The sequence below is a fragment of the Leucobacter chromiireducens subsp. solipictus genome (assembly GCF_016758195.1).
GTDB lineage: Bacteria > Actinomycetota > Actinomycetes > Actinomycetales > Microbacteriaceae > Leucobacter > Leucobacter solipictus.
The window spans coordinates 159,452-184,838 of sequence record NZ_QYAC01000002.1 but is presented as its reverse complement, the minus strand read 5'-3'; the positions used below and the strand labels follow the sequence as shown (position 1 = coordinate 184,838).

Below are 25,387 nucleotides of genomic sequence, written 5' to 3'. Positions count from 1 at the left end.
TCGAGCGACCAGTTTTGCCAGCGCCAGTTACTCTACGGCCGCCATCCACTCCGCGACAACTTGCATTACGACGGTTTGGCCGGATGTTGCGAGGCGTTCGCTGATATACCACCGCCACCTCGGACACAAAAGGTTCCTGATAAGAGGGCCCAAGAGGGGCGAACGGACCCTGGGTCCTCGAGAGCACTCACCGGGTGCCCGCGGTCGAGAGACTCGGAAGTCGCACCGTGCTCGGATCGGGCCGCGTGATCTGCCGCGGAAGCGGCTCCGGAGACCTCTCGGAGACCAGTTTGCTCTCCTGAGGGTCCGGTTTCGGCACCCGGAGATAGCTGGTGCCGTCCGGCGCCTCCGGCCACGGGAACTCGGACTTGCTCACGGCCGGCTGCATACCGCTGCAACGCTCGATCAGGTCGGAGGGTAGGGCCGTCACCGAGCCATCGACGCAGTTGCCGCTCGCACTGGCACGGTCGCTCGAGGCGTTCACGATGTCGGTGCCGTTTCGCTCGAAGCGGTTCTGCAGGAAGGCGTTTCCGGCTGCCGCGAGATCCTCCGCGCTGTCGAGCAGGACCCCTGCGGTCGGGTTGCCGGCGATGAGATTTCGCTCGAAGGAGTTCTCGCTCGCACCGCTGAGGCCGATCCCGATCCCCCAGCCGCCCTGCGCGTGCGAGGGAGATTCCGATGAGACGTTGTCGGTGACGATGTTGCCCGCCACCCAGTTCTCGCGCTGCGGCGCGAACGCCTCCTGATAGTTCGAGAGGAAGGTCATGCCGATGCGATTTCCGCTGAAGTCGTTGCCGATCACCCACACGCTGTCTGAGGCGTTGGCGTTCTCGAAGCCGACGGCGTTGTCGGCCGCCCGGTTGTTCTCGACGAGGATGTTGCACTCCCTGCACTGCCCCACGTAGAACCCGCTGTCGGCCGATCCCGAGGCGTAGCTGTTCCGGATCACACCGTTGTTGGCGTCGAAGGCGTAGATGCCGTAGAGACCGTTGTTATAGGCCGTGACGCGGTCCACGAGGAAGCGTTGCAGCGGCGGAAACTCATCGGGATCGAGAGATGTGTAGTCACTGCTGCCGCGTGCCGTCGGCCCGGCCTCATCGCTGTGCATGCCGGTGATGAGCACGCCGTAGAACGTGGCTCCGGTCACCGTGAGGTTCTCGATCGTTATCCCGTCGGCCACGCCCACGATGCCGTAGGGGCGCTTGCCGTCGGCATCGACCACGGTGTCATTGCGGTCCAGTCCGCGGATGGTGACACCCGGCGTCTCGACGAGCACTTCCTCGCGGTAGACCCCGGGCCCCACCAGCACGAGCCCGTCCTCCTGCACCGCAGCGACCGCTTCCGAGATGGTCGCCACGTCCTCGGGCACACGCACCACCGCCCGGTCGGCGGGGCCGCTGCAGGCCACGAGAATCGGGAGCGCGGTGAGTACTGCAGCGCCGCCCGCGAGGAGCCGCCCGACTCGCCGACGCGCAGCGCCCCGCGAGGCTCCGCCCTCTCCGAGCACCGCCCGCCCGGGGCGTCGTCGATATCCGCTCATGCAGCTTCCTCCTGTTCGTCTGTTCCGTCCCGCGTTCCGCGTGTCCGGCCTGCGTCGTGCAGCCGGGCTCCGAGTGGGCGCCCGGCCGTCATCCCCGGCAGCACCAGAAAGCTCGCGCTCGCGGTGGCGCGAGCGAAACGCATCATCTCGTCTCCCACCTCCTCGATGCGGCGCAGCGTCTCGACGAATGTGCGCAGCTCTCTCTGATAGGAGATGAACAGCAGCCCGGCGTCGCCGGCGCCGTTGTCGTAGGCGTAGCTGCGCCGCAGCATGAGATCACTCCCGGTGAACGACGGGTGGGCCGCGCGCAGATGAGAGCGCAGAGGCACCTCGAAATCTCCGTCGGGCCGCTTCGCGTTGAGCTTCGCCTCACTGAACGGCTCGCCGCCCGACAGCGGCACCCCGTGCACGTCCCGCCCGACTACCTGCTCGCGCTGCTGCATCGGCATCGTCGAGAAGCCCGCGGTGTCGAGCACGAAGCGGCGGATCGCGCAGATCGTAGCGCGCTCATCACGCGGGCCGAACCACACGTTCTCATCGAGCTCCTGCTGCCCGCGCGGCACGATCACCCCGTCGTGGAACCCGAGGGGGTTGCGAGCGATCGGCCCCTCGGAGCGCGCGCGGAACCCGCGCTGCGCCCATCGCAGGGTTGCTTCGGGGAGCATTGCGCGCAGCACTTCGGAGACCGGCGCGAGCGCGCCCGGATCGTCGGCGGCGAGCAGGATCATGAGATCTCCACCGTGGTGCTCCGGATCGATTCCAGCATCGCCGGCGAAAGAGGGCAGAGGATCGGCCCCCGGCAACGACTCACCGTAGCGCCGCACGAGGGCCGGCCCCAGGCCGACGGTGACGGTGAGATCTCCGGCGCCGTCGGGGAGCAGGGTCCGATCGCCCTCGGAGGCCCCCGAGACGAGGTCCGCGATACGGCGCCCAAGCGCGGCCAGCTGCTCCACCGGACGCTCGACGGGCCAGTCGAACACCTCCAGCAGGCAGCTCCGCTGGGGCGTCCACGGCCGATCGACACCGGCTTGCGTCGCCCCGGCCCAGTCGACGGGAGCAGCTGCACGAGGCCTCCCGGGCGCGGGCACGGGGCTCTCCGGGCGGACGCGCTCCGCTGCCGGCGCCCGTGCGGCCAGAGTCCCGCCGAGCGCGAGGCCACCCACTCCGCCCAGGGCTCCGCCACCCAGCATCCCCAGCACCGCCCGGCGCGATGGCCGACCGCGGCTCACCGCGGCTCCTCCTGGCTTCGCCCGCCCGTCGCGGCTTCGCTGTCCGCGGCCGGTGCCCCGGGCAAGCCGTCATCGGTCGCGCCGACGCCGAACTCGGTTCCGGCTGCGGGGAGCTCGAACACTTCGGACGGGATCGAGGGCACACTCATCTGTCGCGTCTGGCCGTAGCTCAGCACCGAGAATCGAGACCCCTCGGCCCCGATACGCGCCTGCCAAACGGTGCCATCGGCGTCGAACAGCACCCGCGGCAGCGCCGCATTGTTCGCCGGCCGGCTGCCGGGTTCGCGCACCTGGTCGGCCGAGGGCAACTGAGCCCACGTGCCCTCACCACCGGGCACCTGATCCGAGGTTCCCAGCCACACCGCGTCCGACTGCTCGATCAGCTTCGGATTGTCGGGGCGGTCGAATCCGTACCCGGCCGTCAGCACGAGCAAGGCCCCGAGCGGCGATTCGGCGACCTGCTCCCGAGTGGCGAACCTCCAGTCGTCCCGATCGACCAATTCGGACATGTCGTCGAGGTTGGGAAGCGGCTCGTCGCTCCGCAACTCGCCCATGATCTCGTAGTTCCACCAGACTAGGGAGACGGGCGTCGATCGATCCTCCCCCTCCGATTCCCGTCCCCCGTCGGCCCGCGTGAGACGTGCGATCCCGGTACCGGAGGCGTAGTCGAAGAATCCCTCACCTACGAGATCGCCGTTCGGCGCGGCAACCCGCAGTGTGATCTCCCGGGTTCCCTCGGTAAAGTTGTTGAAACGCGAGACCGCGAGCGACTGCGATTCCTCGGTGGTGAGGAATCGCGGCTCGCTCGTGTCGGTAAACTGCGCCCACACGATCAGCGCGCCGCCGATGAGCACCGCCACCGCGATGAGGATGGCGATGAGCGCCCCCGGCCTCCGCCGCGAGGCGCGCTTCGTCCCCGATGTCATGCCATTTCCCGCGTTGGTTCGCGCACGCCCTTGAGTTCGCCTGCGGGAGCGCTCTCGCGCGCACGTTCAGGCACGGCCGCGAGTTCGCGGTGCGGGCTTGCGCCGGCCTGCCGCCAACGACGATGCAGACCGGCGGAGACACGCTGCCAGCTGCGGTCCCGGATGAAGATGGAATCGACCGCAATCATCGTCAACGAGAACCAGGGCAGGCCCATGAGCACGCCGATGCCGATGTGGAATCCGAGGATGCCCACCAGCGCAACGATGCGTGTAGCCCGATGCAGCAGCATGAAGCCGAATGCGGCCTGCAGGAACACCGACCCCAGGGAAGCGACGGCGACCATCGGACCCCAGGCCGTGAAGATGTCCGTCAGCACGGGCCAGGTGCCGAATCGGGCGGTGGCCAGCGGATCGTAGACCGCCCATCCTTCCCGCCAGGGAGCTCCGCCCGATTTGAACATCGCTCCGGCACCGTAGACGAAGATCACCTGAGCCGTCAGTGCCACGAGCGCGAGATTGTGGAGCAGTGTACCGATCTGATTGGCCGAACCGCCCTCGGAGAACCACTGCTTCCGGGTCCGCCGCCGCGCGTCGAGGGACCATCGCTTCGCGGGATCGGTGAACAGCAGCAGCAGGAAGGCGATGCGGTACATGTTGTCGCCCTGGTCCCCGAGCATGTCGGTGGCCTCGATGAAGCTCACCCACATCACCCAGAAGATCGGCCCGACCAGGCGGAAGCGCCACCCCACGATGACCAGCAGCGCCAGCACGATGAGCGCGATGTAGAGCGCGGTGTAGGCGGCGTTGTTCGGCATGGCGCGGTGGAACAGGCTGAACAGCCAGATCTTCGGGAACGCGGAGACGGGCTCGGCCATCTCGCCGTTCCAGGCCGATCCCGCTCCGAAGGAGTACAACCGGGTCGACCAGTTCGTCAGTAGCAGCCCGAGCGCGGTGAGGCCCATCAGGATGCGGGTGACCGCAATGCCGAACTCTGCTTTCTTGGACGAGAACAGCCAGTCGGTCGCGAGGCGCCACACGTGCACGGCACAGAGCACGGCGCGCAGCACGACCGCATTGACGACGGAGCCGAGGAAGACGAGCGCGCGGGGCAGTGCCACCGCTCGGGTCTCGATGCTGCTCACGGGATGCGGCTGCGCGTCCGGCGTCAGGAGTGTCGGAGCGTCCCCCGCCCGGGAGGTTGTCGGGTCTGCCTTCTCCGTCTCGAGATCCTGTGCTCTCATCGCCCCACCTTCGTTCCGGTCGATCGTTCGTACTGCCGCTGGAAGACGTCCGCGAAAGCCTGCTCGTCCTGTCCTGGTACCACGAGCGGCTCGCGCCAACCGGGCAGCACGACCTGGGGTTCGGGACGCTTCGCCTCCCGGTTGTGGCGCTCGGCGTACGGCACCACGTTCTGGCGGCTCACCCGGTACTGCACGCGTTGCACATCTTCACCCCAGATGGCCTTCGCCACCTGAGTCGCGTAGGCGGTCGCCCGACGCTCGCTGGCGAGATACCGATCGACGATGACGGGATCCTCGGTACTCACCTCGCCCATGTCGGCCCGCATGAGATCGAGCCAGTCAGTCTCAAGGAAGTCCTCGCCCGCCATACGGCGCTGCTCGTCGCCGAGCTCGCCCCACGCGTACTTGTAGCCCGACGCCAGTTCCTCGGCCTGGATGCCCGCACGGGGCGGAAAGAGGTGGTTGATGACCATCGAGAGCTCGACCTGGTTCGCCGACACCCAGCCGGTCTCGCGTTCTTCGCCGTCCTCGTCAAGCACGGTCGCACGCACGTTGAAGTGATAGTCGCCGTTGATGGGCTCGGGCGCGAACACTGTCCACGACTGGCCAAAGACGGGCAGCATGTAGTTGGAGAGGGAGTCTCCCGGCGCGAGCTGCCGCAGGGGCGAGGGCGGGAAGATCCACAGGAACGAGGCGAAAACGTGCCAGACCGTCAGCAGGACGGCGAGCACGGCGACGATCCTGACGAACCAGGATCGCGGACGGGCGGGCTTCTCCGGTGCAGCGGCTGCTGGAGCCGCGGGTCGGAGTAATTCGGGAGCGGTGGTGGCCATCGGACCTTAGGTTTTCTGAATCGAGAATCGAGAATCGAAGCTGAGCGTGCACGGCTCCGGGCACGCGCCCGATCGGAGCCGTGCACGCGGGAGCGGGTGTCCCGAGGAACTCGCCTCGGGACACCCGCCGGGGCCGCTACTCCGCGACGTCGGACCGCTGACGGCGACGGCGGAGGAACATGGTGCTGGCACCGAGCGCGGCGAGGATGGCCGCGATCGCTCCGGCGAGCAGCCCCGTGGAGGAACCGCCCGTCACCGCGAGCGCGCCCTTCGCGGCGCCCTGCGCGGCTGCGTTGGCCTCGCTCGTGACGTCGGCCGAGGCCTCCGCGGACGCCTGCGGGTCGGCGGCCGCCTCGGCGGCTGCCTCAGCGCTCACGTCCGCAGCTGCGCTGGCGCTCGACTCGGCGTTCGGGCGAGCGGCGGACTCGGCCGCGGCGACAGCGGCGGGATCGCTCTGGGCGTTGGCCTGCGCGGAGGCGGAGGCTGTCGCCGAAGCGTTCACATCGTTGTCGGCCCCCGGGTCGGCACCCGGGTTCGCAGCAGCGTGAGCGGCAGCGGCGGCCTGGGCGTTGGCCTCGGAGCTGATGTCTGCCGAAGCGGCGGCCGAAGCCTCCGGATCAGCAGCAGCCTCAGCGGCAGCGGCAGCCGTCGCATCGGCAGCGGCCGAGGCCGCCGACTCCGCATCCGGACGAGCAGCCGACTCCGCAGCAGCCAGAGCACCGGGGTTGCCATCAGCGTCCGCGGTCGCGGTGGCGGCAGCGGTCGCCGAGGCGCCGGCGTTCGCCGAGGCATCCGAATCGGCGCCCGGGTTCGCAGCGGCCTGCGCACTGGCCGAGGCCTGCGCGTTCGCCTCCGAGCTGATGTCAGCCGAAGCGGCAGCCGAAGCCTCCGGATCAGCAGCAGCCTCAGCGGCAGCGGCAGCCGTCGCATCGGCAGCGGCCGAGGCCGCCGACTCCGCATCCGGACGAGCAGCCGACTCCGCAGCAGCCAGAGCACCGGGGTTGCCATCAGCGTCCGCGGTCGCGGTGGCGGCAGCGGTCGCCGAGGCACCCGCATTCACCGACGCGCTCGCGTCAGCGCCCGGGTCGGCATCAGCCGAAGCGCTCGAAGTCGTCGACGCCCCCGGGTCGGCAGAGGCGTCGGGGTCGGCCGAGGCACCGGGATCGGCGCCCGGATCAGCCGAGGCAGAGGCACTCGGGCTCGCACCCGGATCGCTCGACGCGCTCGGGTCGGCCGCCGCGCCCGGATCCGCGGCAGCAGCGGGATCAGCCGACGCACTCGGATCAGCCGAGGCACTCGGGTCGCTCGACGCGCCCGGGTCCGCAGCGGCAGCGGGGTCGGCCGAGGCGCTCGGGTCAGCCGAGGCGTCAGGGTTCGCACCCGGATCCGCGGACGCGTCCGGATTCGCCCCAGGGTCCACCGATGCGCTCGGGTTCGCACCCGGATCCACCGAGGCGTCAGGGTTCGCGTCCGCCGTGGGCGGCGGGACGTCCTCGTCGCGGATCAGGTCGACCGAATCGTAGCCGTCGTCGACGTCGGTGTTGCGCTGACCGCCCAGCAGATCCTCCGCGGGATCCTCGTCGCCCGAGAGCGGAGTATCCGGGATCTCTTCACCCTCGACCACCAGCTGCACCGCGTTGGTCACGGGCTTATTGACGGCGAAGGTGCGGCCGATCGTGGCGGTGACGATCATCGTGGCCTGGTCGCCGGCCTCCATGTCGCCGATGAACCACACGTTGTCGCTGTGCTGCTGCGTGGTGTCGGCCTCGTCGTTCATCAGGAACTCGACCGAGATGTCGCGCAATCCGCCGGGAAGCTGCTCGTTGACCGCCACATCCCTCTCCGCCGAGTCCGCGTTCACACGGATGACGTACCGGATCTGGTCGCCGACCTCCACCTTGCGCGGGCCGGTCTCGTTGAAGGTGTCCTGCTCGGGCACGTCGCCGAGGCTCTCGGAGCCGAGCAGCACCTTCTTGTCGAGCCCGATCGAGCGGTAGATCAGGCCGGCATCGATCGTGTGATCGTTCTGGCCCGGCCCGCCGGTGCGGAAGACATCGGTGATGCCGTCGGGGCCCGGGTTCGAATCGACGCGCTCGCTCCCCGCCGCGGTCTGCCGGGTCCACCGGAGCGCGGAGGGATCGGTCACACCGGCGGCCTCCAGCTTCTCCACCGACTCCGAGGGAAGCTGGCCGGCGTCGAACTGCACACGATACTCGGTGTTCGGCAGCAGCGGCACCTCGTCCGAGCGGAACTTGTACACGCCGTTCGCGTCGGTCACCGTGGTCACGGGGTCGCCCTCCGCGTCCAGCACGGGGTCGCCCTCCGCGTCCAGCAGCGTGACGATCACACCCTCGACGGGGATCTCCGAGGGATCCTGGATCCCGTCGCGATCGGAGTCGAGCCAAACACGGTTGCCGATCTCGATCGGAGGGAGGCCGACGGCCTGCGTCAGGTCACCGAGGCCTGCGGCCTTGCTGAAACCGGATTCTCTGCCGTTGGTGTTCCAACCCCCATCGCTTACATTCCACGTCGTACCGTTTTGGGGTCGGCTGGTGTAGTTTCCGTGCCCGTGACGCCCGACACCATTGGAAAACAGTCGTCCTCCCCCGTCCACTCCGGTGAAGAGGAAGTAGTCGTCGCGAAGCGGGTTGACAGTCGCCGAACCGATCGCTGCGTTGATGTGCACGTACGCAGTGTGAGTGTTGTAGGCACCCAGCACGGAGTACTGGTCTCCGCTGGTCGGCATCGCACGAACGATAGTACCGAATTGAATCAGATCCGGATGGAGGTCATGCGTGGGAAGCTCCGGCAGCGAGCCTCTAGTGAAGACTTCCTGATAGCCAGTCCGATTCGCGAGTGTGATCAGGATTTCGTCGCCAGCGAATTCGATATCGGTCACCATCAGCTTGTTCTGGTTCCGGTAATTCACCGCGGTCAACGGGGTATCCCACGACACGACGTTGGTAATGTAGTTGGGCAGTTGCATCTCGGAGAACTTCTGGTCAAGGGCGACCGTCACTTCGGAAAGATCTGGGCCTGCCATGCGGTAGACAATCGCTCCGAGGTCCTCGTTCGGGCCGGTGGTACGGGCCGCCGAGACGAGCACATCGCCGGTCTTCGGGTCCTTGGTGATGCCGAAGGGCTGCACGCCGTCAGGGAGTACGGGAATCGGGATCTCGCGCGCCGCGGTGGGGTCGTCGATCGGGATCTCCACCACAGTGCGGTTGTAGAGATTCACCACGTACAGCGTCTGCTCGTCGGCGCTGATCGTCATGCCGCCCAGTCCGGTCACGCCGATCTTGTTGCCGATGGTGGGCCCTTCGGTGAGGTAGTCCTCGTGGCTCATCCCCTCCGGGCGGCCGGACTCGCCCACGTCGATGCCGACCGCCGCCAGGTCGACGAGCAGCTCCGCGTGCGCCGTCGGGCTCGTCATCGATGATTCGTCGGGCACCACGCGGTAGATCGCGCCGATACCACCCGGCCCGAGGCCGGCCGCCGAACGCAGGAACGCCGAGGTGAAGAGCTGGCCCAGAGCGCCCGGCTGTTGAGGCCGCTGCCACGCGGAGCCCCAGGTCGCGCCCAGCTCGCTAAACGGAACACCCCAGATCGCCTGATCCGGATTGTTCCAGAAGTCCTGTGTGCCCTCCCAGCGTTGGAAGCCCGAAGCGAGTGTGTCCGACGACGGTCCGTTCGCATCGCCGGCGAGCATGCCGGGCACCCAGACGAGCGGGTTGGTCTCGTAGTACTCCCCGGGAACCTGGAACGAGAAGTGCACGTCGCTGTCGCCCTGCCGGGCGAACCGCACGTCGCTCTGGCTGTGGCTGCCGCCGTCGGTGGCGAGGTAGCCGTCCGCCCACGCGTCGCCCGGCTTCTGGGCGAGCACGCGCCACTCATCGTCGTCGGTGCCGACGGCCAGCTCGTAGCGGCCCTCGGCGTCCGTGACGGCGGGACCGATCCGGTCGCCCGCGTCGTTATAGGCGTACACTTCGACGCCGGGGATCGCCGGCTCCTGGCTCAGACGCACGCCGTCGGCGTTGTAGTCCTGCCAGACGACACCCGAGATGGTGCCGGGGTCGCCGGGGGCGGCCTGCGCGGCCGTTCCGCCGAGCATGAGCCCGGAGACCGCGAGGCAGCTCAGGGTGCCGGTTGCGAGCGCGGCTCGGGCGCCGCGCTTGAGCCCGAAGGCGAGCCCACCCGGCTCGCCGTGAGGTGCTCTGGAATTCATGAATTGCTCTTTCCTCGGGTCGTGTCGACCCGGTATCGGGGAGGGTGGGCGCGCCGCGTCCGGGCGCGCCCACCCGAAGTGGGTTAACCGCGCTTCGTCGCCCGGGCCGCGGTGTACGCGACCCCGGCTCCGAGCAGCAGCAGGGCGGCGATCCCGCCGACGAGGAGCGCCGAGACGCCGCTGCCCGTCAGCGCGAGACCGGGGTGCTCCGGTTCGGGATCCGGGGTCACCGGGTCGGTGGGCTCCGGATCGGTGGGCTTCGGGTCGACCGGGGGCTTCACCGGATCGGCGGCGACGGATCCCCACCAGTCATCGGTGTCGGTCACGCGCTCGCCGCTGCGCTCGGCCACTGCGGTGACGGTCGCGCTGTTGCCGTGCTGACCGGCCTCCGCCTGCGTCACCACACCCTCGCAGGTGACCGACTCGCCGGCGGCGAGCGTCACTCCTCCGAGCTCGCAAGCCGTCATCTCGAGCGTGGCGCCGGCCAGGGTCCGGTCCTCGAGCACGATCTCGGAGAGGGTCTCCTCACCGGTGTTCGTGATCTCGAAGACGATCTGCTCCGCATCGCCCTTCTGCATCGTCTTGCCCGGAGCGGTGTTGAAGTCGCCGTCCTGGGGCCCCTCCGCACTCGAGAACTTGATCAGGTCGATCGACGCGAGGCGATCCTCGCCGCCGCCGCCGCCGATCGCGGCGTCGCGCGCCACGAAGTTGTACCAGTGGGTGTCCTGCAGCGCGCACGCGGACGCGTAGTCCACGTAGGGATCGACCTTGCCGAGCTCGGCGTTCCAGGTGGGATCCGGGCACTCGACCGCTCCGTCAGAGACGGCGATCGCGGAGCCGCGCACGACCGAGCCGAAGTGCCCGATCTGGTCGCGGTCCTTGACACTGGCCTCGATGCTGAACTGGCGCAGGAAGTTGTCGGCGATGTGCTCCTCGTAGACGACCTCGACCTGCTCGGGGGAGCAGTCGACGCTCTTCACGAACGAGGGGAGCTCGTCGATGGTGCCGGCGAAGGTGCGCTGCTCATCGTTGTTCTCCCGCCCGCCGGAGTAGTAGTCGATGATGTCGTTCTCGATGCTGTGGTACACCGAGCCGTCGGGCACCTCGACGTTGAAGAACTGCAGCGTCGAGCACTCGAAGGTCGACGTCGCGTTCACGGGCACCAGGGAGACCGTCATGCCCTCCCACTGGCCCTCGGGAGAGTTCGCGCGCCACTCGATGGCGTTCTCAGGCTTCTCGTGGCCGCGATCCTCACCCGTCCACAGTCCGTAGTTGAAGACCCTGGTGAGCGGCGTACGGGTGTGCGGGTCGATGATGAGCGTGTCCTCGAACTGCTCGTCGCCCTGCGTGAAGGTGATCTGGTGCGTGGTGCTCGATCCGTCGAGGTTGGCCTCGAGCTCGGGGTCGTTGGCGATCATCGCGAACGAACCCTCGATCATCACGTTATTCTTGCGATCGACGTAGTCGGTGAAGGTGAAGGTGATGACGCGGTTCTCGGGATCCGTCAGCTTGCCGGTCGCCACGATCTCGCCCTCGGAGTCCCGCAGCGTCGGGGGCACCGAGTCGTCGTAGTCGAGCGGTGCCTGGAACGTCAACTCGACCGTGTCGCCCTCGGTGACGCTATCGGGGACGGCCATGCGATAGGCAACGTCCACCGCGCCCCCCTGGTACTGGCGTTCCTGAACGATATGCACATCGTCGAAGCTGGGGGCCTCCTCCGCCGCGACCTCCACCGCAGGAGCCTCGCGCTCCTCGTTCTCGGATGCGCGGTGAGACTCCTCAGCCGGCGGGATTAAGTCTTGGTTCTCAATTTCAATGCCCCGATCATTCTTCTCATCCGGAGACTCGTCATCAAGCGATCCATCGGATGTGACCTGAGATGTGGCATCGACGACTTGGTCCCCCACATGCTGCTCGTCCTGCAGAGCCTCAGCGGCCTGCTCCTGAGCCGACGCGTCAGCGTCACTCGCGAACGCGATGCCCGGTCCAGCGAAGAGCCCGCCGACCAACAGCACCGAGGCGCCGGCACCTGCAATCATCCGGCGAAACAGCAAGGTTGGCGCTCCGCGATGGTCGATCGCTCTACGATCTGGTTTTTGGTTCGGTTGTCTCATCAGGACCCCTTCTCGTCTTACTTCATTGCAGTAAGGCGGCTACCCCACTGACCGGTGATGCCAACCTTCGTGATGCCCACCTTCCGGTCGCCGGCGTTGTCGATGGGGGGGAGAGGAGTCGACAACCAGAAGATGGGCACACTGGTAGCTCCCCTCATTCCTGCGAATCGTGACGCGGGTTTGAAATTTTTTTTTCGGGCCGATGATCCAGGCCGGAAAACCGGCTATGTTATGGAACGGGGTAAGGAGTTCTCTCCGCTGCGATGCGGAGTTAGCGTTTCCTTCGTGAGCGCGCTTGAAGGCGTGCACACACATTCGGGAAGTAGCGGAACTACCAGTGGAATCATGGGGAACTAATTCGGATGAAGAACTTCTTCAACTTTGCAGGGAGGGAACACGTAAGGTAAGAAACACCGCATACACGGCGCTCTGGGAACGTCATCATCAGGCTGGCGTGAGAGCGGCGCAACGCCTCGCCCCTCGACACGACGCCGAGGATCTGGTTTCGGCGGCATATCTCAAGATCTACGAGGCGCTCTCCCGAGGGAAGGGACCGCGGGGCGCTTTCCGGCCATACCTCTACCAGGTGATCAAGGGCGTCGCCGCGGACAGCTATCGCCCCCTGGAAGACACGACCGACACTCTGGACACAGTGCCAGTCGCCCTCCCCGAAGCGCCGTGGGAGGACGAGTCGTTCGATCTGGATGCCGCGTCGCATGCATTCGCATCGCTGCAAGACCGCTGGCAGACCGTCCTCTGGTACACGGTGGTTGAGGAGCTGCCGCCTCGCGAGGTAGCAAAGTTGATGCGACTATCTGCCAACGCGGTCTCTGCACTCGCGATACGAGCCAGGGAGGCCCTGCAGTCGGCATGGGTGGAAGCGCACATCACGAGCCACCGCGGTTCTCCGGATTGCGAGTTCGCTCTCCGTCATCTAGAGAGACTTCATCGAGGAAAACTCACTGCTCGAGTTAAGCGCGAGGTCGAAGGGCATCTCGATGTCTGCCCGACATGCGTCCGGGCCTCCTCAGAAATCCGAACGCTCAACGAGCGGCTCGCGCTCATATTCACGACGATCTTTGTCGGCGGCAGTGGCGCGGCGCTACTCTCGGGGCTCGGCCATGGAGATCCGTCGACTCCCACGAACCCGACGGCGCAGTCGGCTTCCCGAGTTGCTAGTCAGCCCGGACTCTCTGTATCGACGAGGAATGCAGTCGGCCTTTCCGGGCGCATAACCGGCAACGCAGGCTCCGGTTCCGTCGCTGCCGTCAGCAGCGGGCCAGTTCTCACGAGTGCCGGATTCCTCACTGCCGCGATGCTCGTAGGAATTACAGCGGCAGGAGGTTCGCTGCTCGTGCTGCGATCGGATTCGCCGCCTCCCGGCGGCCAGAGCGAGCAGGTGAGCGTCTCAACCCAAGAGGAACTACCTTCAGACGCAGAACGACGAGCGTCTACGCGAAACCAGACGTCCTCTCCGGAGTCGATAACCTCCGTGACTGAGCACGACGATCGTACGCGAGTCAGATTCCTCTTCGATACCGGGGCGGACGAGACGGATGAAGACGAACCGGACGACAAACGTACCGATGACGACGGCCATGGGAACGACACCGGCGGAGACAATGAGGACGACGACACGGGTGGGACCCAGGATAACGACCCCGACGACGGAACGGGTGGGACCCAGGATAACGACCCCGACGACGGAACGGGTGACAGTGATCCAGATAGCGAGGACGATGAGGGCGAACCCAACCTTGAGGACGCCTCGATCATGGTTGGCTTCGACTGTGTTTTCGACAATGGGAATCCAGAAGCCTTGCATCCCAGTGGTAACTCGAATCAATACGGCGCGCTCCAAGCTCGCCTGTCGGGGCCTGGAACAGCGGAGGCGAAGCTGCTTATTCCTCCAGGAAACGAAACTGTCGATGACGGGCGAGGTACTGTATTCACGAACATATTCAGCGGCACAGATCCGGACGACCCGTGGTGGTGGTGGGCGCCCTCGGTAATCCCCCTCACGCAGTGGGGTGAAGAGTTCAACGGGCTCGGTCTCGACGATGCGCTTCTTGAACTGCGCCTTCTCGTCCCCGACGGACGTTATTCCCCTTGGACGAGTGTGGACCTTTTCGATTCCGAGTGTAGTTGAGTGAATTCCACAGCCCCGATCAGCAATGGGCACCTGTCACGCGTTCATCGTGGTCGCCAGTTTCCTCCAATATGCCCCTGCACACGCTCGATCCTGAAGCTGGTGCCATGACTTCTTCTCGCGGTGCAGCCGTGATCGGAGCGGGCCCCAACGGGCTCGCCGCCGCGGTCACCCTGTCCCGGGCCGGAGTGCCGGTGACGGTGTTCGAGGCGGCCGAGACCATCGGCGGCGGCACTCGCACGGCCGAGGTCGTGGAGCCCGGGGTGCTGCACGACGTCTGCTCGGCGATCCACCCGATGGCCCTCGCCACGGGGTTCTTCCGGGCGTTCGAGCTCGAGCGGCGCATGGAGTTCGTGATCCCGGAGGCCTCCTACGCCAACCCGCTCGACGGCGCCGCCGGGGGAGGCGCGGATCGCGCCGCGATCGCCTACCGCGACCTCGCGCGCACGGCCGACGAGCTCGGCGCGGACGGGGCTGCCTACGCGCGCCTCTACAGGCCCCTGCTGCGCCGCCTCGACGGCGTCGTCGACTTCGCGCTCGGAGGCGGCATGCTCCGCCTGCCGGGCGATCTGCTGGCCGCGCTCCTCACCGGTCTGCGCACCCTGGAGCAGGGCAGCCCGCTCTGGAACCTCCGGTTCCGGGAGGAGGCCGCGCCGGCGCTCATCTCCGGCGTCGCCGCGCACAGCATCGGCCGCATGCCGAACCCGGCCACGGCCGCGGTCGGCGTGGTGCTCGGGGCGCTCGCCCACGCGAGCGGCTGGCCGGTGCCGGTCGGGGGATCCCGAGCGATCGGCGACGCGCTCGCGGCCGACCTGCTGGCGCACGGAGGCCGCATCGAGACCGCCCGCGCGATCACGGACGTGCGCGAGCTCGACGGCTTCGACGTCAAGCTCTTCGACACCTCGGCGAGGGGGCTCGTCCGCATCGCGGGATCTGAGCTGCCCGGCCGATACCGGCGCGCGCTCGATCGCTTCCGTTACGGCGACGCCGCCGCCAAGGTCGACTTCGTGCTCGACGGACCCATCCCGTGGCGGGACCCGCGGGTCGCCGCTGCGCCGACCGTGCACCTCGGGGGCAGCCGCGCGGAGGGCGCCGCGGCGGAGCTCGAGGTGGCTCGGGGCCGCCACCCCGAGCGGCCGTACGTGCTGCTCGCGCAGACCGCCGGCTTCGATCCGGGTCGCAATGCTCCCGGGGTCAACGCGGTGTGGAGCTACACGCACGTGCCCAGCGGTTCGACGCACGACGTCTCGACGGCCGTGATCGGCCAGATCGAGCGCTTCGCGCCGGGCTTCCGCGATCGGATCCGGGGCATGCGGGTCACCACGGCCGCCCAGCTCGCCGACTACAACCGCAACTACCACGGCGGGGACTTCAGCGCGGGCGCCGTGACCATGCGCCAGCTGTTCGCGCGCCCCGTGGTCTCCGCCGACCCGTGGCGCACTCCGGCGCGGGGCATCTACCTGTGCTCCTCCTCGGCGCCGCCCGGCCCCGGGGTGCACGGGCTCTCCGGCTGGTACGCCGCACGCTCCGCGCTGCGGCACGAGTACGGGCTCCCCTCGCCGGAGCTGGGACTCGGGCAATAGGCTGGAAGGGTGGCTGCCAGCATCTACCTGACCTCGGCCGAGGGCAGAGAACGCACCTACGCCCTCGATTCCGATGCCTCAATAACGCATACAGCCGCTCCATCGAGAAGCAAGCCGTTAAGCCAGATTCTCTAGTGATTCATCAAAGATTGTGGGATGCGAGACGAGCCTCTTGTCCATCCGGAGCGACCATCATGTCGAATGCACTACCCGGCTTGCAGGGTCGAGAGGTGTTTGCTGAGAGCCTCTGCGATCAGCGGAACATGCCGCGGGTCGAGGTTCGCAAGATCGATCATGAGTTCCGAGCTAGTCTGCCTTTTCTCTCCTCGTTCGCGCGGCCAGTCTAGTCTTTCGGTAATCTGCCTCAGGGGTCTGATGCACGTTTAGGTGACAGTTTGGTCAGGCAGCGAGTGCGACCTGTTTGTTCATGATGGCCTCGTACTCCACCGGCGTCAATCGACCCAGCCGTGCTTGCCTGCGCCGTCGATGGTAGGTGCGCTCGATCCAAGTCACGATCGCTAATCGGAGCTCGTCCCGGGTGGCCCAGGTCTTGCGGTTCAGGACGTTCTTCTGGAGCAGGCTGAAGAACGACTCCATCGCAGCGTTGTCACCTGCAGCACCGACGCGACCCATCGAACCGGCCATGCCATGCCATGACAGGTGAGCGCGCGCTGGAGTTTCCGGCTTCGAAACTGCGATCCACGATCCGTGTGCAGCACACACCCCGCGACGTCACCGCGGCGAAGCACGGCGTTATTCAACGCGGTCACCGCAAGCGCGGAGGTCATTTGCGAGTCGATGGAGTAACCCACGATCCTGTTCGACCACACGTCTTTCACCGCGCACAGGTAGAGCTTGCCTTCACCAGTCCAATGCTCGGTGATGTCCGAAAGCCATAACTCGTTCGGCGCAGCTGCTGCAAACTCTCGTTGTACCAGGTCGTCGTGCACGGGTGGCCCGGGCTTTCTGCCCTTCCCTCGTGCCTTCTTCTTCCCGAACACTGACCGCCAGCCCTGGTCTCGGCAGAGCCGCCATGCAGTCCGGTCACACATTGGCTCGCCAAGAGTTTTGGCTTCGTCTGCGAGGAACCGGTACCCGAACTCGGGGTCTTCAAGGTGAGCGTCGTGGAGCACGTTCGCTCGATACGCCTGCGTGAGGTCACGCGCGGTCACTGGGCTGCGGAGCCAGCGGTAGTAAGGCTGGCGGGAAAGCTTCAAGACCCGGCACGACACCTGGACGGGGATCCCGTCACAGGCGAGCTCTTTCACGAGCGGGTAGAGCCTTTTCCCGGCAAGTGCGCCTGCGAAAGATACGCGGCCGCACGACGGAGCACCTCGACTTCTTGTTCGAGAAGCTTGTTCCGTTTGCGAAGCTCACGCAGCTCAGCACTCTCTGAACGCGTAACACCGGGTTTCTGGCTCTGTTCGACGCGTTCTTCTCGGAGCCATTTGTCGAGCGTGCCGACGTGGATTCCGAAGTCTTTCGCGATCTGCGCGAGTGTGATCTCGGGGCCGCGATCCAACGCGATCCTCACGACGTCGTCGCGAAACTCTTTGGGGTAACGAGGGGGCATAGGTTCATCCTTCCAGGCCAGCAGAAACTAGCCACATTGAATGTCACCTAAACGTGCATCAGACCCCTCCTCCTCCGCGACGCTTACACCGGCATCGTTTAGGAAGGCGATCACAGCGAGGACGATCTTGAAAGCCAGGTCCGCGACCCCGCCCGAAAGATCGGGCGGGCGAAATGGTGGATCGATAACCATGACGCAACGTCGGCCATGTTCATCGAGTTCCTCGCAGACCCCGGCGTCGAACCCGACGACAATGAGAACCCCTAGTGACACTCCCGCCTCACATAGAAGTGCCCCCGCTGAAGAGCGGGGGCACTTTGCTTCCAAGGAAGGTCAGGCTCGCTTTGATGTGCGGCACATCAGGAGAACTCCTGCTCCGGCGATGACGGTTCCGGTTGCAAGCATCCAAAACATGCCCGAACTGCCGGTACTGGCGAGCTTGGCATCTGCTGTATCACGTCGAGCAGCCCCAGTTTCGTCCTTACCCGGGCCTGGTTCGACGGCCTTGGCTTCTACCGTGAACGTCGAAGTGACCGTAACTGAAGGGGCATGGTTTTCGTCGCCGGAGTATTCGGCCGAGAGATGGTGCGTGCCAGCCGGCAGGTCGGAGACTGCGATCCGGGCCGTCCCGTCAACAAGAGATGCAACGCCTAGGGACTGGCCGTCGGCGAAGAAGTCTACATCCCCTGTCGGGTCGCCACCGAGTACCGTCGCGGTCAGCTCGACTGCGCCACCCACCGTCACTGTTTCAGGTTGGATGGTCAGTTGCGTGGTCGTGGCCGCCTGCGACACAGTCACGGTCACCGGATCGGAGGTCGATCCGGTGTGGTTCTCGTCGCCCGAGTACTCCGCCGTGATCTCATAGTCCCCAGCCAGTAGTCCAGAGACCGGGAGCGAAGCCGTGCCATCGCTCAACGACACCACGCCGAGCGAGTGACCATCGGCGATGAAGTCCACTTCGCCTGTCCCGGTCGCGTGATCGATAGAGGCAGTCAGGACCACTTCTTCACCATAGACACCAGGCGTTGGGTTCGCATCAAGTGTCGTGCTTGTCACGATTTGCGCAACCGCCACCGTGACTGGCTCCGACGTCGACGGGGCGACATCGTCGTTCCCTGAATAGGTTGCTGTGACCTCGTGTTCGCCCACCGGAAGCGACACCGCCAGCAGGTTCGCGTTGCCTGCACTGTCGCCGGGCGCGGTGCCGAGGCTATCGCTGCCGGAGAAGAACTCCACCGTGCCCGACAAGTCAGCGCCCCGAGCATCGGCTACCGTGGCTGTGAGGTCGATCGCTTCACCGGCAGTGATCGATGTCGCGGACGGCACCACCTGGGTTGTCGTCGCAGTATCCGCGAAACTGATCTGGATCAGCCCGTTTCCCGCGTGCACACCCGTCTCGAACACCGTGCCGGCGGGACCATACCCTGAACCACCACCGCCACTGGGGTAGTCGTCCCATACTTTCGTGATGCCGCCCTCACCGCCGAAGTAGCCGCCACCCCCGCCACCGCCACTGCCGAAGCCGTTGCCTCCGAGCCCGTTCGCGCCGCCACTGTCCTGTGTACCGCCAGCGCCCCCACCACGAGCAGCAGGTATGCCAGTTCCACCCACCAAGCCGCCGCCTGCACCGCCATTATGCGGCACTGACGAACTCCTCTGATTCACGGAGCCGCCACCGCCGCCGGCGATCAAGACCCGATCCTCGATCTCGGCACCCCCGAGCCGGATATCGCTCGCGCCACCACCACCGGCCCCATCCGGACATTTCACGTAGGCTGCACCCGCCCCACCGCCGTTGAATCCACCAAAAGGGACACCGGGCGAGTGGCATCCCCCCACCACGCTTCCGCCTGCGCCTCCGACAGCGAGCGTGATCACCTCACCCGGTGTCACCGGCAATGGCGATGTCGCGCGCCCCCCGAACCCGCCCATTGTGAAATCTTTACCAAAGGACCCACCCTGCGCCCCGTATACGTCGGCTGTGATGGTGGTGACCCCGCCTGGCACCGTCCACTGCTCATTCGCACCGGTGTACGTGAACTCGCACGTCGTCACCCCCGCATCGCTCTCACACACAGGCGCGGCACTCGCCGGGGCAGCCCCGATGACGACACCGCCCAGCACCAGACCGACAGCAGCAATAAACGAGGCGGCACTACGGCCACTAGACACACGACGCATAAAATTGATCATAGTCCACGTTTTTCGGGCCGCAAAGTTCCTCCATTTTAAGACTCGTAACCTGGGAGCATTTGCGCGAGAGTCATCGTCGACCACGACGAGAACATGGACATGTCGGGCAGCGGGGGATTGTCACACTGCTTGACGGGACGACCGGACGATTATCAGGCTTCATGGAACGTGAAGCCGACGCACCAAATCCCCATCACGTTCACCTCCCAGAACTACGCGGTGAAGAGTTTCGGACTTGTCCCGTGGTCGTTGGTCGCACCATGGTCGGCAAGCACCACCTTCAAGTTCCCGACCCTCAACGCACGCTCCGAGCAGATTGCTCTCAACGCCTTGTATATCGTCCTGAAACCGCAGCGCCGCCTCAACCCCGGCGCCGGCTTCTATAGGTGGAGCGGCCCGAAGAGCTCCCGCGCGTCCCACGCGTTCTTCGACCCCAACCCGATCTTGCCATTGGCCGGGCTCTACTCCTGGTGGCGTCAACCCGCCGCGATAATCGGCGAGGGCTGGTGCCTCACCGTTAGGATCCTCACCCGCACCTCCACCGGCATGATGAAGTCGCTGCATGTTCGAATGCCCGTACGCATGAGCGACGGCTTTCTACTCGGCTGGCTCGACCCCGACACCGTGGGCGATCAACTCCTCCTGGATGCCGTATCGAAAGCATCAATCCCGATCTCCGAGCAACTCTGCGAACACACAGTCAAGCCATTCCACGGGGACGGACCAGAACTCATCGAACCAGCCTCATCACCATCGTAGTTCTCGGTGCGCCGGTGCCGGCACTTCGGTTCAGTCGTGGCTTTCAGGAACAGGCGGACGAGGCCGCGCTTCTTCTCAAGGTAGGTATGGCGTTCGATCTCGCCACGCGCGTATTGTTCGTCGAGCTCGCGGATGACATGTTCGGCGTGGGCGGCATCGTAGCGGGAGTGCTATTCACCGAAGTCGCTGCTGGATCCGATCTTCATGCCCGCTCCTCGCAGGATTCGCCCCTGTTCGTGGTAGCGCGGCGTGAGAGCTTCTCCCGGCGCATGTTCCACACCGGTGCGCCCTGCATCCCGCCGCGCCCGACACCGATCGCGCCAGGGCCGAGCTTCTGTGGGATCGAGTCGAGGGTTTCCCCCGATGCGGCGCCACTAGAACTGCGGCTCAAACAAGGCAAGCGGGGTCTGTGCACCCTTGGGGCGGAGAGCCGTGAGGACGACGCCGGCACGCACGTACGCGACGGCGGGCTGCAGGCAGTTGGGGAACGCGCCCGCGGCTTTCACGACCGCGATCGTCGTCAGACTCAGAGGACAGGCCGATAGCGACGCGCGGGGAGCGTGAGGGACCTTTGGAAGGCCACGTGGTCATCGTCCACGCCGACACAAAGCACCAAGAGGTGCAGTGCCGACTCCATCAGCTCGCTGATTGTGAGGGCCTGGCGAATCGGCCAGTATCGGTGGACTCCTCGATCGCTCGCGCCCATCAGTGCGCGACGAACGTGACGCGCCTTAACAGGGATACATAGGACCACAAAGCCTGCTGACCGACCCATGCGATTATGCGGTCGGCCGCTCCAGCGGTGGCCTGTCGACGAAAACGCACCAGCTCGCCGAGGGGCGTGGCCTGCCGCTGGTGACTATGTTTTCGGCCTGTCAGGATGGGGGACCCGCCGATGTTCGTTACGTTGATGTAGCGATTGCGCATCGGGTGCCACACGCGGCCAGGGACGACCCTGGGCGACGAGGCGTGCTCATCACGCAAGAACCGTGACTACCTGCGCGCGGACCGGATCTAGGCAGTCATTCCCGAGCCAAGCGATCAGCAGGCCAACCGGAAACGTCGCGGCAGCAAGGGCGGCAGGCCGCCCAAGTTTGATGCGATGAACTATCGGGGCCGGAACATGATCGAGCGGGACTACTGCAGGTTGAAGCAGTGGTGGGGGCTGGCTGCCCGGTACGACGAACTCGCGATCGCGTACCGGGCCGCGGTCGCACTCAACGGGATGATTGTCTCGCTCAACCTTTTACGAAACACACCCTAGCTCGCGCGACGATACACCTGAAGTCGTGTGGGAACGGGGTAGCCGTAGTCTGCTCCAACTGCTCGTTCACTCAATCGCAGCACCAGCAGCATTGCTTCGGTCGGGGTGATCGTATTGAAATCGATGGTGATGACGCTCTGGGCACGAGTTCGGAACTTATCATCAAGCTCGATGTTGAATGATTTGGCCGATACCGTGTTCACGATCTCACCTAAGTAGCAGTCTTCGACTGGTACGTATTGCTGAGTCGTTACGGGAGAAGCATGCCCAAGAAGGGCTTGCACTGCGTATATGTCGCGCGAGATCTGGTAGGTCCGCTTCGCGAAGAGGTGGCGCAGCTTATGTATGGTCCAGTTCCCTTCGAGGGCAGCGTTCGCCAACACCGACACATAGCGCGGTGAGAGGTGCCCGTCCCTGTTCCCTGGAAACAGCCAGTGATTACTGCCGGCAAAGTCGGTGACCTCATGCACCAGCGCCTCAGGTACTGGGGCGATACGGATCTTCCCACCCTTGCCGTGAACGGTCAGCCACCAGCCCTCCTCGTTGCTGAAAAGGTCCAGTTCGGGGGCGATGATCGCAATTTCTCCCCGCCGGAGCCCCATTTCCCCAGCCAGACGGAGGATTAGGCGGGTACGCCGGTCGACGAGGAGGAGCGTCGAAAGGTAGACGCGATAGGGCACCGGGGAGGGGTTCGGACGAGCCATAGGCACTCGCGGCAGACCCGTTACCGGGTTGATCGATGTTCGCCCTTCTTTGATCGCCCATTCCCAGAAAACCCGGAACGTCTGAAGTCGCGCTCTTCGAGTCTCATTTGACCAGTGAGCCCTAGCCGCCAAAAATTTGATTAGGGCGGCCCGATCAAACGAGAACGGTTCAACTGCGGCGGACCGAGCAAGGTTCTCCATACGTTCACGGAAGGTCCGTACTGTCTCCGGCCTTCGCCCGATTGCTCGAGAGTATTCGAGAAAGCTCTTGATGGGTTCCCTCCAGGCTGCCGGCACTGGCAGAGCACGCGGATCGTCCACGCCTCCTCCTTCTGTGGTGCGACTACACGTTTGCTCCTAACTTGGAGACTTCTAATTGATATAGATCTCCTTTGATCCGCATGTCAACGATAGTGGAAATGCCGAAGGATCGATCACAGTGGTCAACCCCTTCGTTTTACCGTCCTTCAGGTTGAGGACGGCATATAAGCTCTATGAGATGGCGCTCGATCACCGAGGTCGCTTCCCATACAACTTGAAGTGCACTCAGGTCGCTGACCAGATCGTCATTCAGGAGGGCTATGGCAGACTCCAGATCAGAAGGTCGGGGGTTCGAATCCCTCGGGGCGCACACAGTATCTGAATCCCCCGTCGCGAAAGCGACGGGGGATTCGTTGTTTGTGCGCGCCCGGCGCGCGAGGTCGGCGGCGGTCGCGTCAGGCGCCAGCTATCGAGCGCTCGCCTGCTGCTGCTGCTGCAGAGCGCGTTCGGCCGCGTACGAAACGAGGGAGGACAGCACCCCGGGTGCCCGGTCGTCGAGGCCCGCGACAAACGCCGTGAAGTTGACCGCCATGACTTCGAACTCGTCAAAGACCATTTCGATGGTTTCGCGCACTTCCACATCGGTCATCCCGCCGCTCACCGGCCAGGGCTGAACCCGCGCTACCTCGGTGTCGAGAACGTCCGTGTCAATGTGCAGATACACCCGAGAGGTGAACTGTCTCAGGTCGTTCAGGGCCGCTCCCAGTGCCGCCCGCCAGCTGCCCGCGGTGTTTGCGGCGGCGCGGTCGACGAGGGCACCCACGGGTTCCAACCGCCCCGGCACGAGATCGTGCATGCCGACCGACACGATCCGCTCGGTCGGGATGGTGTGGAATCCGGGAATACCCTCCCGGAGCGCCTTCCACGAGCGTCCGTTGATGATCGATACGGGCATCCCGTCGAAAAATCCCGACGGCGAGGTCTCGGGCGTGGAGGCATCGGAATGGGCGTCCAGCCAGAGCATGCCAATGCCCTCGTCGTTGATGCCGCCGATCACCCCTAACGAGGTGTTGCAGTTTCCGGACGAGAGCACGGGGACAAAGCCCTCGTCGCGCGCCTCAGCGACGCGTTCCCGTAGCGCGTAAACCTGATTCAGATACCAGGTCATTTCGTTTCCCGGCGGGAGTTGCAGCGACGATTCTTCGGGTTCTGCCGCGTCGACCCACACGGTGTCTGGGGTGATCCCCTGTTCGCGGAGCCTCGCCGGCACCTGCTCGTCGTCGAGGAGGACCAGGGGGCCTGATCCAAACATGTGCCCCCGGCGGCCGTAGCCGTAGGGGGTGCCGATCAGCCTGACCGTATTCCTCGTGTTTCCCATGTGCACTCCTCGTTCGTAAGCCGCCAGTGCCATGCGGCACGGACGTCGTTGAGAGTCACACGTTATGTGTAATTTATGCGCACATCAGCGTTACTTCTCCCATCTTTGGTGCGGAATAGTGTGCATTACGCCCCGGGCGGGCGGAGTCGCCGGTTCAGATCGAAGCCGATACTGATCAAACGCGAACTTCAGCATCGCCAGCTCCCCGGGAATCCTCGGATCACGGCCCGCGAGCTGGGTGAGCTTCTCGCATCGCTTCACGAACGTATTCCGGTGCACCTGTATTGAGCGGGCAGCTTCGGAGACCCCCGAGGATGCCCAGAGCGCGTCGACGGTTTCCGCGAGACGCTGCATGCCTTGCGGGGTCTCGTGTGCGACATCGCGCAGCACACGACGGCCCCCCAGCTCCCCCGCCGCACCGAGCCCCTGCACCATCGCTGCCCACCAGGACTCGTCGAGCGTGCGGTGCCCGGGCAGCTGCTGACTGTGCAGGAGAATTGCGTTCAGGAGGAACACCGTGGATCTCAACGACTCCTCCGTGACCGCGGACTCATACACGATCTCGGCGGTCCGGTTTGCCGCGAGCAGCTGACTGAGCCGGGTGTCCGGGACGACCACGAGGAAGTTGTCGGCCTCTGTCCGGGCGGTGAGGTACTGCACTCCCTGCGCGTGCAGTTGGGCGAGGTTCAGCTGTTCACGGCTCGCCACGATTCCGAGGCCGTGCGTTTGCGAGATCCCGAGCGCGAGGAGGGTGCCCCGCACCGAGGCGACCGACTGCGGCGTGCCGGTCGCGAGCCCGTTGAGAAAGCGGTTGCTTTGCGCCTGGAGTTCGACCCTGAGCGCGGCTTCTCGCTCCTTATAGACCGCGAGCAGGTCGGTCGAGTACTTCTCGACACTGCGCCACATGCGGGATCCGATGCGCGCAACCGTCGCCGAGCTGACGGCTCCGCGAAACTCCAGCAGCGAGAGCCAGACGATCTCGAAGTCCGCGTTGAGCGCGCCGAGAATCTGATCGACGGGGACCCCTGCTTCGGCTCTGGCACGGCCGAGTCGAACGATGAACTCCGGGTCCTCTCGGTCCGCTCGTTCGGAGATGAGCGCGAGGATGTGCCGGATGCTGCGCTCCGCCGTCTCGATGCCCGTCGCGGGAGCGTCTGGGTCGTCCGCGAGCCGCGGGAACCTGCCGACGATGCGGTGGGATTTTTCCGCGAGTTGACGTGCCTGAACCCAGAGTGTTTCGCAGACGTCGCGCACGTCTTCGCCACCCGTGGTCGTGTTGTCTATTTTCACCACCAACTCCCGCCCGGAATGCCCATATACGCCCCTGATACTGGTGCAAACTCATGTTACTCTCCGTCGCACCGGAACTACTTGACCCCCTGAGATTCCAGCGCGAACACACGGCGACGAGCACT

At 65.6% G+C, this 25,387-nt stretch carries 16 protein-coding genes and 1 pseudogene; 5 read left to right on the top strand and 12 right to left on the bottom strand.

The genetic code is table 11. The features are described 5' to 3' along the window. Positions 1–187 precede the first annotated feature (187 nt). From D3230_RS04355 to D3230_RS04325, 7 genes are all read right to left on the bottom strand, one after another. Positions 188–1,540 (bottom strand): right-handed parallel beta-helix repeat-containing protein, encoded by a 1,353-nt coding sequence (locus D3230_RS04355; RefSeq protein WP_202343801.1) that lies wholly within the window; start codon positions 1,538–1,540, stop codon positions 188–190. Continuing rightward, on the bottom strand, positions 1,537–2,769 hold the full coding sequence (locus D3230_RS04350; protein ID WP_202343800.1) for a Dyp-type peroxidase: 1,233 nt from the start codon (positions 2,767–2,769) through the stop codon (positions 1,537–1,539). The genes D3230_RS04355 and D3230_RS04350 overlap by 4 nt, the downstream gene beginning before the upstream one ends. Beyond that, positions 2,766–3,695: a hypothetical protein gene (locus D3230_RS04345; RefSeq protein WP_202343799.1), complete on the bottom strand. Its 930-nt coding sequence runs from the start codon at positions 3,693–3,695 to the stop codon at positions 2,766–2,768. Before D3230_RS04345 ends, D3230_RS04350 begins: the two co-directional genes overlap by 4 nt. Continuing rightward, a complete protein-coding gene (locus D3230_RS04340) occupies positions 3,692–4,936 on the bottom strand; it encodes an HTTM domain-containing protein (RefSeq protein WP_202343798.1) in 1,245 nt (414 codons plus the stop codon). Before D3230_RS04340 ends, D3230_RS04345 begins: the two co-directional genes overlap by 4 nt. After that, positions 4,933–5,769, bottom strand: a complete 837-nt coding sequence (locus tag D3230_RS04335; RefSeq protein ID WP_237466937.1) for a DUF5819 family protein — start codon at positions 5,767–5,769, stop codon at positions 4,933–4,935. The genes D3230_RS04340 and D3230_RS04335 overlap by 4 nt, the downstream gene beginning before the upstream one ends. A 136-nt stretch (positions 5,770–5,905) precedes the next feature. Beyond that, positions 5,906–9,994 carry an SdrD B-like domain-containing protein gene (locus D3230_RS04330; RefSeq protein ID WP_202343797.1) on the bottom strand — a complete coding sequence of 1,363 codons (4,089 nt, stop codon included), beginning with the start codon at positions 9,992–9,994 and terminating at the stop codon, positions 5,906–5,908. Between the two features lie 83 nt (positions 9,995–10,077). Next, positions 10,078–12,048: an Ig-like domain-containing protein gene (locus tag D3230_RS04325; RefSeq protein WP_202343796.1), complete on the bottom strand. Its 1,971-nt coding sequence runs from the start codon at positions 12,046–12,048 to the stop codon at positions 10,078–10,080. 397 nt (positions 12,049–12,445) lie between these two features. Here D3230_RS04325 and D3230_RS04320 point away from each other — a divergent pair, with 397 nt between their 5' ends. Continuing rightward, a complete protein-coding gene (locus D3230_RS04320; RefSeq protein WP_337249085.1) occupies positions 12,446–14,257 on the top strand; it encodes a sigma-70 family RNA polymerase sigma factor in 1,812 nt (603 codons plus the stop codon). Between the two features lie 107 nt (positions 14,258–14,364). Continuing rightward, positions 14,365–15,840 (top strand): phytoene desaturase family protein, encoded by a 1,476-nt coding sequence (locus tag D3230_RS04315; RefSeq protein WP_202343794.1) that lies wholly within the window; start codon positions 14,365–14,367, stop codon positions 15,838–15,840. A gap of 399 nt (positions 15,841–16,239) precedes the next feature. On the opposite strand, the pseudogene D3230_RS04310 reads toward D3230_RS04315, so the two are convergent. Together D3230_RS04310 and D3230_RS16175 are read right to left on the bottom strand one after the other, a co-directional pair. Then, a pseudogene (locus D3230_RS04310) lies at positions 16,240–17,413 on the bottom strand (IS3 family transposase). 333 nt (positions 17,414–17,746) lie between these two features. Next, entirely contained in the window at positions 17,747–19,606 is a 1,860-nt protein-coding gene (locus D3230_RS16175) for an Ig-like domain-containing protein (protein ID WP_202343793.1), read from the bottom strand. Positions 19,607–19,699: 93 nt separating this feature from the next. Between D3230_RS16175 and D3230_RS04300 the strand changes: the two genes are divergently transcribed. The 3 genes from D3230_RS04300 to D3230_RS04290 all read left to right on the top strand — a co-directional run bounded on the left by D3230_RS04300 (position 19,700) and on the right by D3230_RS04290 (position 21,629). Beyond that, positions 19,700–20,365, top strand: coding sequence for an SOS response-associated peptidase family protein (locus tag D3230_RS04300; protein WP_337249084.1), 666 nt, complete (start codon positions 19,700–19,702; stop codon positions 20,363–20,365). Between the two features lie 86 nt (positions 20,366–20,451). Continuing rightward, complete coding sequence (locus D3230_RS16535; protein ID WP_425561151.1) at positions 20,452–20,910, top strand: hypothetical protein; 459 nt, start codon at positions 20,452–20,454, stop codon at positions 20,908–20,910. 557 nt (positions 20,911–21,467) lie between these two features. Beyond that, positions 21,468–21,629, top strand: coding sequence for a transposase (locus D3230_RS04290; protein WP_237466932.1), 162 nt, complete (start codon positions 21,468–21,470; stop codon positions 21,627–21,629). On the opposite strand, the gene D3230_RS15840 is transcribed toward D3230_RS04290, so the two are convergent. The 3 genes from D3230_RS15840 to D3230_RS16320 form a co-directional block, all read right to left on the bottom strand. After that, positions 21,626–22,654 (bottom strand): tyrosine-type recombinase/integrase, encoded by a 1,029-nt coding sequence (locus D3230_RS15840; RefSeq protein ID WP_202343791.1) that lies wholly within the window; start codon positions 22,652–22,654, stop codon positions 21,626–21,628. The genes D3230_RS04290 and D3230_RS15840 overlap by 4 nt on opposite strands. A 406-nt stretch (positions 22,655–23,060) precedes the next feature. Beyond that, complete coding sequence (locus D3230_RS04280) at positions 23,061–23,972, bottom strand: arginase family protein (protein ID WP_202343790.1); 912 nt, start codon at positions 23,970–23,972, stop codon at positions 23,061–23,063. Between the two features lie 90 nt (positions 23,973–24,062). Beyond that, complete coding sequence (locus tag D3230_RS16320; protein WP_202343789.1) at positions 24,063–25,262, bottom strand: RsbRD N-terminal domain-containing protein; 1,200 nt, start codon at positions 25,260–25,262, stop codon at positions 24,063–24,065. Positions 25,263–25,387: the final 125 nt, after the last annotated feature.